We start from the raw sequence: 17,612 nt of genomic DNA, 5'->3' as shown, positions 1-17,612 counted from the left end.
ACAATTCCTCTCTTGACGATCAGGGGGTGGAGTTGAGCTCGAGCACGTCGAGCATGGTATAGCGGCCGGGCTTTTTGTCCCGGGCCCAGACGGCTGCCCGCAATGCGCCGCGCGCAAAGAGAGACCGGTCGGTCGCGCTGTGAGAAAGCGTGACCATCTCGCCTTCGCTGGCAAACAGCACGGAGTGTTCCCCGATGACGGATCCGCCGCGCAGCGTGGCAAAGCCGATCGAGCCCTCTTCGCGTGGTCCGGTATGTCCGTCCCGCACTCTGACCGAATGATCGGCAAGCGCAATGCCTCGCCCTTCCGCCGCCGCTTCGCCGAGCAAGAGTGCCGTGCCGGAGGGCGCGTCAACCTTGTGCTTGTGGTGCATTTCCAGCACTTCGATGTCCCAGCCCGAGGCTTCCAGCGCGCGCGCCGCCTGCTTGATCAGAACCGAGAGCAGATTGACGCCGAGGCTCATGTTGCCGGACTTCACCACCCGCGCATGCCGCGCGGCGGCATCGATCTTCTCCTCGTGCTCCGTCAGGCAGCCGGTGGTGCCGATGACATGCACGATCCGCGCCTGCGCGGCGAGCGCTGCGAACTCCACGGTCGAAGCCGGCGTGGTAAAGTCGACGACGCCGTCCGCATGCACGAAGGCTGCCAGCGGATCGTCGGTCACGGCAACGCCGAGCTTCGGCACGCCGGCCAATTCGCCGGCATCCTGTCCGAGAACCGCAGAGCCCGTCCGTTCGACCGCCGCATGCAGCACGATGCCCGGCGTCTCGCTGATCAACTTGATGAGCGTCTTGCCCATGCGACCGGCGGCACCAACGACGACGAGCTTCATGGGTGTATCCATGCGGGTCTATTCCTGAATGTTGTGCGGGCCGTTGGACGCGGCCTGCAGGTTGTTGAGGCGAGCGTAAAGACCGCCCGGCTGCTGTGCAAGGCTCTCATGCGTGCCTTCCTCGGCCACTTCGCCCGCCTGCATGACAATGATCTTGTCGGCGTTGACAACCGTGGACAAGCGATGCGCGATGACGATGACGGTGCGCCCGGCCATGGCGGCGTCGAGCGCCTGCTGCACGGCAGCTTCCGATTCCGTGTCGAGTGCGGAGGTCGCCTCGTCGAGCAGCAGGATCGGCGCGTTGCGCACAAGCGCACGGGCAATCGAGAGCCGCTGCCTCTGGCCACCGGATAGCGTCACGCCGTTTTCGCCGACGGGCGTGTCATAACCCTGCGGCTGCGCCAGGATGAAGTCATGCGCATTGGCGAGCCGCGCCGCATCCTCGATCTCCGCATCTGTCGCCTCGGGACGGCCATAGCGGATATTGTCGCGGATCGAGCCTTCGAAAAGGTAGGGCTGCTGCGAGACATAGGCGAGGTGCTGGCGGAGCGACGCCTTCGTCACGTCGGCGATGTTCGTCCCGTCGATCAGGATTTCGCCACCTGCCGGATCGTAGAAACGCGGAACGAGCGTGATGACGGTCGACTTTCCGGCGCCCGAAGGACCCACCAGCGCCGTCGTCTGTCCGCCCTCAGCGGTAAAGCTCAATTTGCGCAGGACAGGCGGGTTGGAGCCATAGGCAAAGGTCACGTCGCGGAACTCGATCCGCGCGTCCGTAACCGAAAGCGCCGCCGCACCGGTCTTGTCGCGCTGATGTGGCTGGGTGTCCAATATCTCGTATATCATGCGGGCGTTGACGGCAGCGCGTTCCATCTGCACCTGCAGGCGCGCGAGCCGCTTTGCCGGTTCGTAGGCGAGCAGAAGCGCAGTGACGAAGGAGAAGAAGGCGCCGGGCAGGACGCCCCCATAGATCGCCTGGTAGGCGGCATAGGCCATGACCCCCGCAATCGAGAAGCCGGCCACCGTTTCCGTCATCGGGCCATTGCGTTCGCTGAGTTGCGCGATCTTGTTGGCGCGGCGTTCCGCCTCGTTGATCGTCGACTGGATCTTGTTCTGCAACTGGGCCTCCATGGTGAAGGCCTTGACGATGGCGATGCCCTGAACGGTCTCCTGGACCGCCCCCAGCACATGAGAATTGAGGATAATGCTCTCTTTCGTGGCGCTGCGCAGCCGCCTGGAGAGATAGCGCAGTCCGATCATCAGCGGCGGCGCCACGGTAAAGACGATGAGCGTCAGAACCAGATCCTGGAACAACATGACCCCGATCAGGGCGACGAGGGTGACCAGATCGCGCGCCAGCGAGGTAACGGTGAGATTGAGAACATCCCGGACGCCGTTGATATTCTCGTTGATCTGGGCAGCGAGGCGGGCGGATCGGGCTTCGCTGAAATAGCCGACGGAAAGCGACATCAGATGGGCAAACAGCCGACGCTGATAGCGGGCCACGATATTGTTGCCGATCTTCGACAGCGTCACGGCCTGCCCGTAGCCGGCAAAACCGCGGATCACGAAAGCCGCAAAGATGGCGCCGCAGATGATCCAAACGAGGTCGGCCCGCCGATTGGCAAACGCCTCATTGATCACGGCCTCCATGATCCAGGCGGTGAATGCCGTAGTCGCCGCGACCGTCAGCAGGCAGAAGATGGCGAATGTGTAACCCCTGACGTGTTCGCGCCCGTTTTCCGCGATCACGCGCTTCAGGATGGCGGAGACGCTTTCGATATCCGTCTTGCGGGTTTCGGTGTTCCTGGCGGCCAAGAAGAAATGTCCTGTGCGATTGCTCTTTTACGCCCGCGCAGGCGCCGCCGCTCTATAGCCAGTCGCGGCGGCTTTGGCCATAGGCGGACGGCCTTTGCGCTCAGCGCCAGTGACGCCCCTCGGTGGCAAGCCCGAAGTCGGCCGGCGCGGTTGCGAAGGCTGCGAGCCCGTGCAGGGCGGCCTGGGGATGGGTCACGACAAAGGTCGGAATGCTGTGCATCAGGGCCTGATGCGGGGCCTTGTCCTCGAAGGCCGCGCGGAATTCGCCGCTCTGCAACGCAGGCAGGATCTTCGGCGAGATTCCGCCGGCAAGAAACACGCCACCCTTGGCCATGAAAATGAGTGCGAGATCGCCCGCGACCCGACCGAGATAGGTGGCAAAGAGGCTGAGCGCTTCCCCCGCCCTGGCGTCCGCGCCAGAAATACCGGCAGCCGATACCTCTGCCGGTTCGTCGTAACGGGGCGTCAGATTGCCATCCGCCTTGCAGAGGGCGCGGTAAATGTTCATCAGCCCGCGTCCGGAGAGAAGCTCTTCGGCGGAAATGCGCCCGAGTGCCGCATTCGGGTCACGCACCGGCGTCAGATATGGCCATATCTGGTGATCGCGAAGCGTGCGCGGCCCCACATCCACATGCCCGCCTTCGCCCGGAACCGGGAACCACATGTCCCGCGCCCTGACCAGGCCGGCAACGCCAAGGCCCGTACCGGGCCCGAGCACGACGCGCGAACCGAGCGGCGCCTCGCTGAGCGAGCCGAGATTCTGCCGGTCGCTGGCTTCGAGCGTTGCTGCGGCAAGAGCCTGTGCTTCGAAGTCATTGAGCAGCAAGACTTCGGCAAAGCCGAGATCGGCCATCAGCACCTTCGGCCGGACCATCCAGGGGAAGTTGGTCAGCGGCACCTCGTCGCCTTCGATCGGCCCGGCCAGCGCCAGGATCAGCGACTTCGGCTTGTGGCTCGTGGTTTCCAGAACGCAGGTGCGGATCGCATCGTCAATCGTCGCGAAGTCCTTGTTCACCACGTTCGGAAAGCTGATCCGCTCGCCACTTTCGTCGATCAGGATCGAGAAGCGGGCATTGGTGCCACCGATGTCGCCGATCAGGATCGGAAAGGGGAGGGTGTCGTCGCGCTGTGTCTGGGCCATGGTCTGTCCGGTCTTGGCCCCCGCTGCCTCAGGCAGTCAGGGTCTGCATTAGGATGTCGGCGGTTGAGAGGTTCAGCGCCATCGGAATGTCGTAGACGGTCGCCAGCCGCATCAGCGCCTTGACATCCACATCATGGGGCATCGGAGTCAAGGGGTCGACAAAGAAGACGAGCATGTCCACTTCGCCGGTCGAGATCAATGCGCCGATCTGCTGATCGCCGCCAAGCGGCCCACTCTTCAGCCGCGTCACGTCGAGCTCGGATACGGCCTCCTTGATCCGGCCGCCTGTCGTGCCCGTCGCCACGATCCGCCAGCCCATGAGCTTGGCCTTGTGGCGTCTGGCGAACTCCGCCATGTCATCTTTCTTCTGGTCATGCGCGATCAGGGCGATACAACGGGTGCGGCTCACGACGGGTCCCCCAACTCATTTTAATCGATTTGATAAACCCATCTAGCGCAGCCCGCCGCGCTTGAAAAGGCATCAGGCGCAGGACGTCTCACCAACCGGCGGGGCGAGCGGCGGGCACGGGTACCACTGCGGGAATCTCGAAAGACGGGTCGGCTGCGGCCACAGGCGCGACAAAGGCCGAGGCAGCGGCGGGCATGGATCCGCCATGGGCCTGGTAGGTCGCCTCCAGTTCGCTCGACGGTCCACCGGCATCCAGCACCATGGCGCAGGCCTTAGGCAGGTCGGACACCTGCATGGCCCGCGGCTTCGGCGCCGGCTTGGCGTTCGGGTCCTTCTTTGGAGCCGCCCAGGGCTCCTTGGTAAACCACCAGGCCAGCGACTTGTCACAGCCGTCGCCTGGCGGCACTGCGGCCTGCGGCTTGCAACCGCTCGCGCCATCGGGACAGCGCATGCGGATGTGGAAATGGGCGTCGTGACCGTAGATTGGCCGGATCTTGCCCAGCGCGGAGCGGTCGCCGGGCCAGGTGTCACAGAGCTTCTTCTTGATCGCTGGATTGACGAAGATGCGCTCCACCTGCGGATAGCTGGCCGCCTGCACGACAATCCGGGCAAGGGTGTCGGTCCAGAGCCGCCTGTCCACGGTGAGGAACTTGTTCTTTTCCAGCAAGGACGTGAAGGGCATGTCTTCGCGCTGTTGCGGCGACAACGGGTTTACAGGCTTCGGCGTGAACCAGATATCGGCATCAAGGCCGATCTGATGCGAGGCATGGCCCGAAAGCATCGGGCCGCCGCGTGGCTGCGAAATATCCCCGATCAGGATCCCCGATCCCCAGCCGAGCTGCACCGCATCTCTGGAAAACCGTTCGAGAAGCGCAATCATCTGCGGATGGCCCCAGCGGCGATTGCGCGACAGCCGCATGGCCTGCCAGGTCGGCCCATCGGTCGGGATGGCGACTGCCCCTGCAATGCAGCCCTTGGCATAGGATCCGTACGGCGAGGGGGCAGCCTTGGCCGGCAGTGCCATGCCGCCAAACAATTCCTTTGCGGGGCGCCCCTCGGCAAAGGCCGCGTCGCCGATGACGGTCGCGAAGGCCGCCGCAAGCATCAGTGCCGCGGCGATCGGGCGGCTGCCCCTGGTCGTTTTCATCGTGTGTTCGTCCCCGGTCTGTCCTGATCTCCCAAGGGCGCAGCGCCCCGGGTGAATCACCTGTCAGTCTAGCGTGAAATGGAAATGGGGTGAATCTGCGGATGCAACGCCGCTCACATCTCTGTCAGCTGCCTGTTTTTTGTCGACATTTGCCCTATCCTGCGTCGCAACCATGAAAATCAAGGGGAAATCGGTCGATGGGTCTGAACAAGAAGAGTGCGGTGTTCGGTGGTCTCCTGGCGGTTTTGGCATTCTCGCCGCAGCTTGTGACCGCGCAGGAGCCGGCTGAGCCGTTCGTGCACGGCGTCGCCATCGTCGGCGATGTGAAATATTCAGCAGGCTTCGAACGCTTCGACTACGTCAATCCGACAGCGCCCAAGGGCGGCACGCTTCGCATGTCGTCGACCGGCACCTTCGACAGCTTCAACCCGGTTTTGAACAAGGGAGAGGCGGCCCCGGCGCTTGCTTATGTCTTTGACACCTTGCTCAAGGATTCCAGCGACGAGGTGTCCACCGGATATGGTTTGCTCGCCGAGGGTGTCTCTTTCCCCGCAGACTTCTCCAGCGCAACCTTCCGCCTGCGTCCCGAAGCCCGTTTTGCTGACGGTGAACCCGTGAAGCCCGAGGACGTCATCTTCAGCTTCGAAAAGCTGAAGGAGCTGAACCCTCTCTACATGAGTTATTACGGCCATGTGATTTCGGCCGAAAAAACCGGCGAGCGAGACGTCACCTTCCGTTTCGACCAGAAGAACAATCGCGAACTACCGATGATCCTTGGCCAGTTTCCCGTCATTCCCAAGCACTGGTGGGAAGGAAATGGTCCCGATGGTCAGCCGCGTGACATTTCACGCACCACTCTGGAGCCTGTCTTGGGTTCGGGTCCCTACAGGATTGCCGAGTTCAAGCCCGGCGCCAGCATCCGCTACGAATTGCGCGACGACTACTGGGGCAAGGATCTCAACGTCAACGTCGGTTACAACAACTTCCGGAACGTCACCTACACGATGTTCGGCGACCGCGACGTCGAGTTCGAGGCCTTCCGCTCCGGCAACACAGATTTCTGGCAGGAGACGCGTGCCGCCCGCTGGGCAACCGGTTTCGATTTTCCCGCCGTGAAGGATGGCCGCGTCACGAAAAAGGAATACGAAAATCCCTACCGCGCAACGGGGATCATGCAGGCGCTGGTTCCCAATATGCGGCGTGAGATCTTCAAGGACCAGCGGGTGCGCGAGGCGCTGAACTATGCGCTCGATTTTGAGGAGCTGAACCGGACGGTCTTCTACAACGCCTATCACCGCGTCGCGAGTTTCTTCTCCGGAACCGAGCTCGCCTCCACCGGACTTCCTGAAGGCAAGGAGCTGGAACTGCTGACGGCCCTGAAAGACAAGGTTCCGGCTTCGGTCTTCGACACGCCTTATGAGAACCCGGTCGGAGGCACGCCGCAGGCCTCGCGAGACAACCTCCGCAAAGCGGTCGAACTGTTGAAGGACGCCGGCTACGAATTGCGCGGCAATGCCATGGTGAACGCGAAGACGGGTCAGCCCTTTCGCTTTGAGCTGCTTCTGTCCAGCCCGCAGCTGGAGGTCGTGGCCGTGCCTTATCAGCAGCAATTGCGCAAGATCGGCATCGACATGGCGGTTCGCACCGTCGATGACTCGCAATACACCAACCGCACCCGGACTTTCGACTACGACATGACCTGGACGGTATGGGCCCAGACGCTCAACCCGGGCAATGAACAGCGCGATTACTGGGGATCGACCTCGGTCGATCGCGAAGGTTCACAGAACTATGCCGGCATTGCCGATCCCGCGGTCGATGCATTGATCGAAAAGATCATCTTCCCGGCCGACCGAGACGAACAGGTTGCCGCGACCAGAGCGATGGACCGTGTGCTGCTCGCCCATGACTACGTCATACCTCTCTACTATGGCGGGACGGCCCGCTATGCCTTCTGGGACAAGTTCGAGCACCCGGCTGAACTACCGACCTATTCCACCGGCTTCCCCCTGATCTGGTGGGCGAAGAGCCAGTGACCCGGCCTCGGGGCTTGCGCCTTGGCCCGGAGCCACTAGGAATGAAGGGGACGAATCGCATGAAAGGGAGCGGCTGAGATTGGCGGACGCAATGGGAATGGCCTTGGCCGGCGGGTTTGATCCCGCTACGGAGCGTTTTGCATGATCGCCTATATTTTCCGGCGTCTGCTGCTGATGATCCCGACCATGATCGGCATCATGGGCATATCCTTCATCGTCATCCAGTTTGCCCCCGGTGGCCCGGTCGAACAGGTCATCGCCCAGCTGAGTGGTCAGGGCGACAGCGCCGATGCGCGTCTGTCCGGCGGCGGCGACATGCTGAACCAGTCGGTCGGCACGGAGGAGAGTGGCTCCCGCTATCGCGGTGCCCAGGGCCTTGATCCGGACCTGATCGCCAAGCTCGAAAAGCAGTTCGGCTTCGACAAGCCGCCGCTTGAACGGTTCATGGAAATGATGTGGAATTACATCCGCTTCGACTTCGGTGAGAGTTTCTTCCGCAACACGTCTGTCATTGACCTCATCATCGAAAAGATGCCGGTCTCGATCTCGCTCGGCCTGTGGGTCCTGTTGATCTCCTATGCGATCTCAATTCCGCTTGGGATCAGGAAGGCGGTCTCAGACGGCTCGCGCTTCGATGTCTGGACCTCTGGCGTCATCGTCATCGGTTATGCGGTTCCGGGCTTCCTCTTCGGCATCCTGCTCATCGTGCTGTTCGCAGGCGGCTCCTTCTTCGACTGGTTCCCGCTCCGCGGCCTGACCTCCGACAATTTCGCCGAACTCTCCTGGTGGGAGAAGATCCTCGACTACTTCTGGCACCTCGCACTGCCGCTGACAGCGCTCCTGCTTTCGGCCTTCGCCACGACGACCCTGCTGACGAAGAACTCCTTCATCGACGAGATCAAGAAGCAGTATGTGGTGACTGCCCGCGCCAAGGGTCTCGGCGAGCGCCAGGTGCTCTACGGCCATGTCTTTCGCAACGCCATGCTGATCGTCATCGCCGGCCTTCCCGCGGCCTTCATCTCAGCTTTCTTCACCGGTTCGCTGCTCATCGAAAACATCTTCTCGCTCGATGGCCTCGGACGCCTCGGCTATCTCGCCGTCGTCAATCGCGACTATCCGATCGTCTTTGCCACGCTCTACATCTTTTCGCTGATGGGTCTTGTGGTCGGCCTCATCTCCGACCTGATCTACACATGGATTGACCCGCGCATCGATTTCGATCGGAGGGATGTCTGATGTCCGCCGTCGAAACCACGTCCATCGCGCCGCCGAAAAAGGCCTGGCTCAAGCCCACCAATCGCCGTCGCCTCGAAAACTTCAAGGCGAACCGGCGCGGCTTGTGGTCCTTCTGGATCTTCATGGTCCTCTTCGTGCTCTCGATGTTTGCCGAATTCATTGCCAATGACAGGCCCGTCATCGCTTCCTACAAGGGCGAGATCCTCTTCCCGGTTGTCGTCGACTACCCGGAAGAAAAGTTCGGCGGTTTCCTCGCCGTCACCGACTATCGCTCGCCCTTCATATCAGACGAGATCAATGCCAACGGCTGGATGGTCTGGCCGCCGATCCGCTATTCCTACCGCACGGTAAATTCCGAGGTGCCGCATTCGGCACCCACAGCGCCCTTCTGGCTGATGGACAAGGAAACCCGCTGCGCCGCCTATCCGCTGAAGGCCGAGGACCCGAACTGCGTGCTCGGCAACATGAACTGGCTTGGCACCGACGATCAGGCGCGCGATGTCATGGCCCGCATGATCTACGGCTTTCGTATCTCGATCCTCTTCGGACTGGCGTTGACGCTCGCCTCCGCCGCGATCGGGGTCACGGCGGGGGCTGTGCAGGGTTATTTCGGCGGCTGGACCGATCTTCTGATGCAGCGTTTCATTGAGATCTGGTCATCAATGCCGGTGCTCTACATCCTGCTGATCATCGCAGCCATCCTGCCGCCCGGCTTCTTCGTCCTGCTCGGCATCATGCTGCTTTTCTCCTGGGTCGGCTTCGTCGGCATCGTGCGTGCCGAATTCCTGCGCGCGCGGAATTTTGAATATGTCAACGCTGCCCGCGCGCTGGGCGTCGGAAACGGCACGATCATGTTCCGCCACCTGCTGCCGAACGCCATGGTCGCCACCTTGACCTTCCTGCCCTTCATCCTCTCGGGTTCGATCACCACGCTCACCTCGCTCGACTTCCTCGGCTTCGGCATGCCGCCTGGCTCGCCCTCGCTTGGTGAGCTGATCGCGCAGGGCAAACGCAATCTCCAGGCCCCCTGGCTCGGCCTCACCGCCTTCTTCACCATGTCGATCATGCTCTCGCTCCTGATCTTCATCGGCGAAGCCGTGCGCGATGCCTTCGATCCGAGGAAGACCTTCCGATGAGGAGAATCCCATGAACCAAGAGCAGAAGATCAGTTATCTCAGATCCTTCCGCCAACACTACGCGGAGTACCACAACCATAAGGAGGCCATGGCCTTTAGTGTATTTGCTCTCGAAGGAGCATTCTTTCTGGGTTTCGTTGTGCTCAATTCAATTCCTCAGGACATGGCACGCCTTGGCAGGGAAACGCTTATTCCGCTTGCCGGGATCGTCTGGATACTCTTCCACTTGGTACTCAGATTTCAGTTCCGGAACCGGCGAGTAGCTGCGCTTTTGGTCGAAGCAGCGTTTTTGGCCGAGCAAGACGTGCTACAGAACGCCGAGGTCAAGAAAGTCGAACGAAGGACGCCATCACTGGATTTAGATCGGATCGATACGTGGCTTTTTCCGGTGAAGACTACTTTTCGAAAAGGTGACGTCGACTTTGATGAGGTGTTTCCCGAACTGGGAAGCAGGGTTATCGAGGCTAGCAACAAGGGCAGTGCTGGCGGGAAGTATGGGATCCTCCCAGAGTACATCACGACCTTTGGTAGCTTTTTCTTGTTGTTCATTATCGTACTTCGACTGTCAGGTTTCGATTGATGTCACCTCTCCTCTCCGTGCGCGATCTGTCCGTTGCCTTCCATCAGGGCGGAAGCGAGAGTCTGGCGGTAGACCGGGTTTCTTTCGATATCGGTCGGGGCGAGATCGTCGCTCTCGTCGGCGAATCCGGTTCCGGCAAGTCGGTCTCGGCTGCCTCGATCCTGAAACTTCTGCCTTATCCGGCCGCCAGCCACCCCTCGGGCCAGATCCTCTTCGACGGTCGCGACCTGATGACGGCCAGCGAGCCGGAGCTGCGTGCCGTGCGCGGCAACGAGATCACCATGATCTTCCAGGAGCCGATGACCTCGCTCAATCCGCTCCACACGATCGAGCGGCAGATCGGCGAGATCCTGACGCTCCATCAGGGTCTGGCGGGCGCCCCGGCCCGCGCAAGAGTGCTGGAACTGCTGCATCAGGTCGGTATCCGCGAACCTGAAAAGCGGCTCACGGCCTATCCCCATGAACTCTCGGGCGGGCAGCGCCAGCGTGTCATGATCGCCATGGCACTCGCCAACAGACCGAAGCTCCTGATCGCCGACGAGCCGACCACGGCACTCGACGTCACCGTCCAGGCGCAGATCCTGGAACTGCTCGGCCGCCTGAAGACCGAGCATGGCATGTCCATGCTGTTCATCACCCACGATCTCGGCATCGTCCGCAAATTCGCCGATCGCGTCTGCGTCATGACCAAGGGTGAGATCGTCGAGGCCGGCGCGGTCGAAGAGATCTTCGAGCGCCCGCAGCACCCCTATACGAAGAAGCTGCTTGCCTCCGAGCCGCGCGGCGAGCCGCCGCTTCTGGACGGGACAAAACCCGTGGTCATGCAGGGCGAGGACATCCGCGTCTGGTTCCCGATCAAGGCCGGCTTCCTCCGCCGCACGGTGGACCATGTTAAAGCCGTCGATGGCGTGGACCTGACGCTCAGGGCCGGGCAGACGCTCGGCGTAGTCGGCGAATCCGGCTCTGGCAAGACCACGCTCGGCCTGGCCCTCTCGCGCCTCATTGCCTCGAAGGGGCGCATCAGCTTCATTGGCAAGGACATTCACGCTTTCTCTTACAGCGAGATGCGGCCGCTGCGCGATCGCCTGCAAATCGTCTTCCAGGATCCCTTCGGCTCGCTCAGCCCCCGCATGTCGGTCGGCGAGATCATTGCCGAGGGTCTGAAGGTTCATGAAAAGCAGCTCACGGCGGAAGAGCGCGACGCTCGCGTCGCCTGGGCGCTTGAGGAAGTCGGCCTCGATCCCGCCACCCGCTGGCGCTATCCGCATGAATTTTCCGGCGGTCAGCGGCAGCGCATCGCGATTGCCCGCGCCATGGTGCTCAAACCCCGTTTTGTCATGCTCGACGAGCCGACATCCGCCCTCGACATGACCGTCCAGGCCCAGGTTGTTGATCTCCTGCGCGACCTTCAGGCCAGGCACGATCTCGCCTATCTCTTCATCAGTCACGACCTGAAGGTTGTGAAAGCGCTTGCCAACGAGCTTATCGTCATGCGCGGTGGAAAGGTGGTCGAGAAGGGTCCGGCGGCAGAGGTCTTCGCCTCTCCCAAAGCCGATTACACCCGTGCCCTGATGGCCGCAGCCTTCAATCTCGAAGCCGTCGAGGCCGGTGGCATTCGCCAATAATGTGAGTTTACCATGTCCGACAAACGCCCCGTCGTCATCGACCTCCGCTTCGCGCGCGAGACTGTGGTCTCCGCACTGCGTTCGGCCTTTCCAGATCGGCCTGTCATCGACATGGGCGACCCCGCCAATGCCGACCGAGACATTTCCGATGCGGAATTCGCCATCGTCTGGAAGCCGGATCCGGCGCTCTTCCGCCGTGCCACGGGGTTGAAGGCCATCTTCTCCGGTGGGGCCGGCGTCGATCACATCCTCTCGGCCTATGAACTCCCCGACCTTCCCATCGTGCGCTTCGTCGATCGCAGCCTGACGGATCGCATGAGCGAGTGGGTTGTTTGGCAATGCCTCCACCATCTGCGCAACGGCATCGCCTATGCCGGGCAACAGCGGGAGAACGTCTGGAATGAAATCGCCGAACAGCCGGAAGCCCGTGACGTCACGGTCGGTGTCATGGGTCTCGGTGTCCTCGGTGCCGATGCCGTCCGCAAGCTGAAGGTCATGGGCTTCGATGTCATCGGCTGGTCGCGTCGTGCCAAGTCGATCGCCGGTCTCGAAACCTTCGATGCCGCAGACCTCGATGCCTTCCTGGGTCGCACCGACATCCTCGTCGGCCTCCTGCCGCTGACCGAGGACACGCGCGGCATCTACGATCGCGCGCTCTTCTCGAAGCTCCGCAGCACTGGCGCCTTGGACGGTCCCATCTTCCTCAATGCGGGTCGTGGTGGCAGCCAGAACGAAGCCGAATTAATCGAGTGTCTCGCCGACGGTACGCTGAAGGCAGCATCGCTGGACGTCTTCGAACATGAGCCGCTTGTCACCGACAGCCCGCTCTGGTCGATGCCCAATGTGATCGTGACGCCCCATGCGGCAGCGGCATCTGATGTTCGTGCACTTTTCCGCCATGTAGAGGCGCAGATCGCTCGTCTGGAAAGCGGCAAACCGCTCGAATTCGTCGTCGACCGCACATCCGGCTACTGATCTGCCACCGAATTCGCGGAACAAACCGCGACAGCTTCCGTTTGTCCTGAGGAACGCGCCTTGAGCGCCTCAGAAAATGGGAGCATCACATGAGCAGCAGAACCGATATGCCCGACACATCTGATCGTCGGACCCGTGGCCTGAGGCCTGAGCCCATGACGCCGGTCGAGGCTCGCCAGGGCTTTCGCGGCAAGCCTGTCCTGATTGTCCTCCTGGGAGGGCTCATCCTCGCCATGCTGGTCTGGATTCCCGCTGAATGGTGGGGCAATTCGATTGCGCCGGAAAATCCGGCCAATGAGTCGCAGCAGACAGCTCCAGCGCCGTCCCCGGGGGGCACTTCCGACGGAGCCGAGAACATGCCGCAGTCAAACCCGACGCCGGGCCAGTGATTGCAGCTTGGCTGGTGCGCGCACGTCGCTCACTGGACAATCCGAAATCGATTGCCGATAACTGCAGCGGAAGCGACCGAAGTGTTCCGGTCGCCCGCCGCAGCCCCCGCTGCGGAAGTGAAGGCAGTGGATCATGACCAAGACTGATATCGCGACCAGGGTATATAACCACGCCTGGAAGCTCGATCCGATCATCCGCAGCCTTATCGATACCGACTTCTACAAGCTCTTGATGCTTCAGATGATCTGGAAGCTTTACCCGGAGGTCAACGCCACCTTCACCCTGATCAACCGCACCACCTCGGTCCGTCTCGCCGACGAGATCGACGAGCAGGAGCTACGCGACCAGCTCGATCATGTGCGGTCTCTTCGTCTGACCAAGAAGGAAATGATCTGGCTCGCAGGCAATACCTTTTATGGGCGGGCCCAGATCTTCGAACCCGAATTCCTTGCATGGCTCGGCAATCTCCAGCTTCCCGAATACGAGCTTGCCAAGCGCGACGGTCAATACGAATTGACCTTCCACGGTCCCTGGATGGAAACGACGCTCTGGGAGATTCCAGCGCTCGCAATCATCAATGAACTGCGCTCGCGTGCGGCCATGCGCTCCGTCGGCTATTTCACCCTCGATGTGCTATACGCCCGAGCCAAGGCCAAGATGTGGGCCAAGGTCGAGCGCCTGCGCGAACTTCCGGGCCTGCGCATCTCCGATTTCGGTACCCGGCGGCGCCATAGCTTCCTCTGGCAGCGCTGGTGCGTCGAAGCCCTGAAGGAAGGCATAGGCCCGGCTTTCACGGGGACAAGCAACGTCCTGCTCGCCATGGATTCGGATCTGGAGGCAGTGGGCACGAATGCCCACGAACTTCCGATGGTCGTCGCAGCGCTTGCCAGAAACGACGAGCAACTGGCAGCCGCCCCCTACCAGGTTCTCAAGGACTGGAACCGTCTCTACGGCGGAAACCTGCTGATCGTCCTTCCGGATGCCTTCGGCACCGCATCCTTTCTCCAGCACGCCCCCGATTGGGTCGCCGACTGGACCGGTTTCCGCCCGGACAGCGCGCCCCCGATCGAAGGCGGTGAGAAGATCATCGACTGGTGGAAGAAGACGGGCCGAGATCCCCGCAAGAAATTGCTGATCTTCTCCGACGGTCTTGATGTCGATGCCATCATCGACACCTACCGCCACTTCGCCGGCCGTGTGCGCATGTCCTTCGGCTGGGGCACGAACCTCACCAATGATTTCGCCGGCTGCGCACCTGTGGAGATCGCCGGCCTGAAACCGATTTCCATCGTCTGCAAAGTGTCGGAAGCCAATGGCCGCCCTGCCGTGAAACTCTCGGACAATCCGCGCAAGGCAACTGGCGATCCGGCCGAGGTTGAGCGATACCTCCGCTTCTTCGGTTCACAGGACCGTGTCGAGCAGGCCGTAATCGTCTGACATCAGCGACGCTCTGATGCTTTAGATGTCTTGCATCCGCCGCCCCTGCCATGCAGTCTTGTTTCCACGGGAGGGAGCCCGTGATCTGCAAGGGAGGAATGCCGAATGGATATGCAGGGAAGCGAGCGCATAGAGGCGCCGGTCGAGACCGTATGGCTGGCCCTCAACGATCCTGATATCCTGAAACAGGCGATCCCTGGCTGCGAGAGCCTGGAAAAGACGTCCGACACCACGATGGCGGCCAAGGTCGTTCTCAAGATCGGACCGATCAAGGCGAAGTTTGAGGGCGCCGTCGAGTTGCAGAACCTCAACCCGCCCAATTCCTATACGATATCAGGCGAAGGCAAGGGTGGCCTTGCCGGCTTTGCCAAGGGCGGGGCAGATGTGACGCTGACATCCGATGGCGAAGGAGCGACCGTACTCACCTACACGGTGAAGGCGGAAGTCGGTGGCAAAATCGCTCAGCTCGGCAGTCGTCTGATCGAATCGACATCAAAAAAGCTCGCCGGAGAGTTTTTCTCGAATTTCAGCGCGGCCGTGACAGCGGGTGATGGAGGGAGTGAGGCTTGACCGGAAAAGCGCGATCGGGTGAAAGCCCGGCGCAAGGATACGTCATCATCGTGGGAACCAGCCGAGATGATTCGGCCTTATGGGGACATGACGATGATGAACGAAGGACCTGATCAGTATTTCGAACAGCAGGACATGGCGGTCAAGCTGATGCTTCTCGAAAACAAGTCCGACGAACTGACGGACATCCTGGTGGAAGCGCTTCAGGATGCGTTGAAGCTCCTTGAAGAAGAGCTCGCAACCGTCCACTGATTGAGCGCAGTCAGAAGCGGTCGGACACCTGGATGCCGGCCGGACCGAGGATGACCGCGACCAGCACGGGCAGGAAGAACAGGATCATCGGGACGGTGAGCTTCGGCGGCAAGGCCGCGGCCTTCTTTTCCGCCTCGTTCATGCGCTCGTCGCGCCCTTCCTGAGCCAGCACCCGAAGTGCCTGGGCGACAGGCGTACCATAGCGGTCCGCTTGGATCAGCGCCTGGACCACGTTCTTGACGCCGTCGAGCTGGGTTCGCGTGCCAAGATTTTCGAGCGCCTGGCGCCGATCGGGCAGGAACGAGAGCTCAGCGGTGGTGAGTACCATTTCCTCGGCGAGTTCGGGTGATTGTTCCCCGATTTCGTCCGATACGCGTCGCATGGCGGCTTCAAGGGAAATACCGGATTCCACGCAAATCAGCATCAGGTCCAGCGCGTCTGGCCACGCGCGGCGGATCGATTTCTGGCGTTTGCCAATGCGGTTCGAAATATAGATGTTCGGCAGATAAAAGCCGACATACCCCCCCACGATGGTCGCGAAGAGCCGGACCGCAGGCGGTTTTTCGGCGAGATTTCCCAGTGCGAAGACCCAGAATGCGGTCAGTGCCAGAGTTGCGAAGGGCAACAGGAAGCGCGCGACGAGAAACATGTTCAGCGCGTTCTGTGAACGAAGCCCTGCAGCCTTGAGCCGGTCGACGGTGCCGACGTCGACAAGCGCCTTCTTCAGATTGAAGCGCTCGACGATATTGCGCACCGACTTGTTGTTGTTGGCCCGGAGCGATGCGCGGCTCTGCGTCGCTTCGGCATTGAGCTTCGCCCGCTCACGCGCGCGGATCAGGTCGCGCTCGGTCGAGACTGCACGCATGCGCTTGTTGAGATCGCCGCGTTCCAGGTACGGCATCGCGAACGTGTAGAATGTGCCGAAGACCGCGAGCGCCACCAGCACTGCGATCACCAACGCCGGATCGGTCATTTGTGCGGCCCAGTCTTCGGTCATCCCGCCTATCCTTCAGATCTCGAAATTGATCATGTTGCGCATGACAAGCAGCCCGATACTCATCCACACCGCTGAAATGCCGAGGATCAGGTGTCCTCGCGGATCAGTGAAGAGGATCATGATGTATTGCGGTGATGTCAGGTAAACCAGAAAGGCGACGATGAAGGGCAGGGCGCCGATGATGGCTGCCGAAGCTTTCGCTTCCATCGACAGCGCGCTGACCTTGGCCTTCATCTTCTTGCGGTCGCGCAGCACGCGCGAAAGGTTGGACAGGGCTTCGGAAAGATTGCCGCCTGCCTGTCCCTGGATCGCCACGACGATAGCAAAGAAACTGACCTCCGAGAGCGGCATGGTCTGGTGCATGCGCGCAACGGCATCGGGGACGTTGAGGCCGAGCTGCTGCGATTCGACGATCCGGCGGAACTCGGTCTTGACCGGCTCCTGGCCGTCGGATGCGATCATGCGGATCGCGTCGTTCAGCGGCAGGCCCGATCGGATGGAGCGGACCATCACGTCCAGCGAGTTTGGGAACTCGTTCAGAAACTGCTTCTGGCGACGGCCGACGAGAAAGCCGACGATCCAGCGCGGAAGGCCGAGGCCAGCGACAAAGGTGGCGCCCCCGATGACCAGCGGCGGCATGCCGGTGAGAAAGGTCACGGCGAGCACGACGAGGCTCAGAATGGCACTCAGGATATAGAATTGCGGCAGCGTTACCGGCAGACCCGATTGCACAAGCTTGGCCTTGAGGCTGGTGGCATTGGCCTTCTTGGTCTTCTCCTGCTGCTGCTTCTTTTCCAGTTCCTTCAGCGAATCCTGGACAGATTTGCGACGCTTGGAGATTTCCTGCACGCGGTCGCGGGCAGCTTTCACCTGCGAGGTGTCGGTCTCGGCAGCACGAACCCTGTTGATGCGGCTGGCGGTCTTCTTGTCGGTCTCGATTCTCGAATACAGCACGCCATAGGCCACGGCTCCGGTCGAGACGGCAACCAGAAGAACGATGGCGAGAATGGTCGGATCGATGCCGAACATGG

General features: G+C 61.4%; 17 protein-coding genes. 10 read left to right on the top strand and 7 right to left on the bottom strand.

Features of this window, described 5'->3' with window-relative positions; all coding sequences use genetic code 11:
* Positions 1-19 precede the first annotated feature (19 nt).
* The 5 genes from dapB to mepA form a co-directional block, all read right to left on the bottom strand.
* A complete protein-coding gene (gene dapB / locus LJE98_RS04480; protein ID WP_370660301.1) occupies positions 20-844 on the bottom strand; it encodes a 4-hydroxy-tetrahydrodipicolinate reductase in 825 nt (274 codons plus the stop codon).
* 6 nt (positions 845-850) lie between these two features.
* Positions 851-2,650, bottom strand: a complete 1,800-nt coding sequence (locus tag LJE98_RS04475; RefSeq protein WP_229573630.1) for an ABC transporter ATP-binding protein — start codon at positions 2,648-2,650, stop codon at positions 851-853.
* A 100-nt stretch (positions 2,651-2,750) separates the two neighbouring features.
* Positions 2,751-3,791, bottom strand: a complete 1,041-nt coding sequence (locus LJE98_RS04470; protein ID WP_229573629.1) for a glucokinase — start codon at positions 3,789-3,791, stop codon at positions 2,751-2,753.
* Between the two features lie 28 nt (positions 3,792-3,819).
* Complete coding sequence (locus LJE98_RS04465; protein WP_229573628.1) at positions 3,820-4,200, bottom strand: methylglyoxal synthase; 381 nt, start codon at positions 4,198-4,200, stop codon at positions 3,820-3,822.
* An 88-nt stretch (positions 4,201-4,288) separates the two neighbouring features.
* Positions 4,289-5,347 (bottom strand): penicillin-insensitive murein endopeptidase, encoded by a 1,059-nt coding sequence (gene mepA / locus LJE98_RS04460; protein WP_420710091.1) that lies wholly within the window; start codon positions 5,345-5,347, stop codon positions 4,289-4,291.
* A 197-nt stretch (positions 5,348-5,544) separates the two neighbouring features.
* Here mepA and LJE98_RS04455 point away from each other — a divergent pair, with 197 nt between their 5' ends.
* From LJE98_RS04455 to LJE98_RS04410, 10 genes are all read left to right on the top strand, one after another.
* Complete coding sequence (locus tag LJE98_RS04455) at positions 5,545-7,383, top strand: extracellular solute-binding protein (RefSeq protein WP_229573627.1); 1,839 nt, start codon at positions 5,545-5,547, stop codon at positions 7,381-7,383.
* 141 nt (positions 7,384-7,524) lie between these two features.
* Positions 7,525-8,619: a microcin C ABC transporter permease YejB gene (locus LJE98_RS04450; RefSeq protein ID WP_229573626.1), complete on the top strand. Its 1,095-nt coding sequence runs from the start codon at positions 7,525-7,527 to the stop codon at positions 8,617-8,619.
* The gene (locus LJE98_RS04445; protein WP_229573625.1) at positions 8,619-9,755 is read left to right on the top strand and encodes an ABC transporter permease; all 1,137 of its coding nucleotides are present in this window, start codon (positions 8,619-8,621) and stop codon (positions 9,753-9,755) included. Before LJE98_RS04450 ends, LJE98_RS04445 begins: the two co-directional genes overlap by 1 nt.
* A 10-nt stretch (positions 9,756-9,765) precedes the next feature.
* Positions 9,766-10,335, top strand: coding sequence for a hypothetical protein (locus tag LJE98_RS04440; RefSeq protein ID WP_229573624.1), 570 nt, complete (start codon positions 9,766-9,768; stop codon positions 10,333-10,335).
* Positions 10,335-11,960, top strand: a complete 1,626-nt coding sequence (locus LJE98_RS04435) for an ABC transporter ATP-binding protein (RefSeq protein WP_229573623.1) — start codon at positions 10,335-10,337, stop codon at positions 11,958-11,960. The genes LJE98_RS04440 and LJE98_RS04435 overlap by 1 nt, the downstream gene beginning before the upstream one ends.
* A 12-nt stretch (positions 11,961-11,972) precedes the next feature.
* Positions 11,973-12,935 (top strand): 2-hydroxyacid dehydrogenase, encoded by a 963-nt coding sequence (locus LJE98_RS04430; protein ID WP_229573622.1) that lies wholly within the window; start codon positions 11,973-11,975, stop codon positions 12,933-12,935.
* An 89-nt stretch (positions 12,936-13,024) separates the two neighbouring features.
* Positions 13,025-13,324, top strand: a complete 300-nt coding sequence (locus tag LJE98_RS04425; RefSeq protein WP_229573621.1) for a hypothetical protein — start codon at positions 13,025-13,027, stop codon at positions 13,322-13,324.
* Between the two features lie 133 nt (positions 13,325-13,457).
* The gene (pncB, locus tag LJE98_RS04420) at positions 13,458-14,762 is read left to right on the top strand and encodes a nicotinate phosphoribosyltransferase (protein WP_229573620.1); all 1,305 of its coding nucleotides are present in this window, start codon (positions 13,458-13,460) and stop codon (positions 14,760-14,762) included.
* A 105-nt stretch (positions 14,763-14,867) separates the two neighbouring features.
* Complete coding sequence (locus LJE98_RS04415) at positions 14,868-15,332, top strand: CoxG family protein (RefSeq protein ID WP_229573619.1); 465 nt, start codon at positions 14,868-14,870, stop codon at positions 15,330-15,332.
* A gap of 93 nt (positions 15,333-15,425) precedes the next feature.
* Positions 15,426-15,584, top strand: coding sequence for a hypothetical protein (locus LJE98_RS04410; RefSeq protein ID WP_229573926.1), 159 nt, complete (start codon positions 15,426-15,428; stop codon positions 15,582-15,584).
* A gap of 10 nt (positions 15,585-15,594) precedes the next feature.
* On the opposite strand, the gene LJE98_RS04405 is transcribed toward LJE98_RS04410, so the two are convergent.
* Both LJE98_RS04405 and LJE98_RS04400 read right to left on the bottom strand, forming a co-directional pair.
* Positions 15,595-16,581: a type II secretion system F family protein gene (locus tag LJE98_RS04405; RefSeq protein ID WP_229573618.1), complete on the bottom strand. Its 987-nt coding sequence runs from the start codon at positions 16,579-16,581 to the stop codon at positions 15,595-15,597.
* Positions 16,582-16,593: 12 nt separating this feature from the next.
* On the bottom strand, positions 16,594-17,610 hold the full coding sequence (locus LJE98_RS04400) for a type II secretion system F family protein (RefSeq protein WP_229573617.1): 1,017 nt from the start codon (positions 17,608-17,610) through the stop codon (positions 16,594-16,596).
* Positions 17,611-17,612 lie beyond the last annotated feature (2 nt).

It is taken from the genome of Rhizobium sp. 'Codium 1' (assembly GCF_020889605.1).
In the GTDB taxonomy this organism is placed as follows: Bacteria; Pseudomonadota; Alphaproteobacteria; order Rhizobiales; family Rhizobiaceae; genus Allorhizobium; species Allorhizobium algae.
The sequence above is the reverse complement of the archived record's forward strand: the minus strand, read 5'-3'. Positions and strand labels throughout refer to the sequence as shown.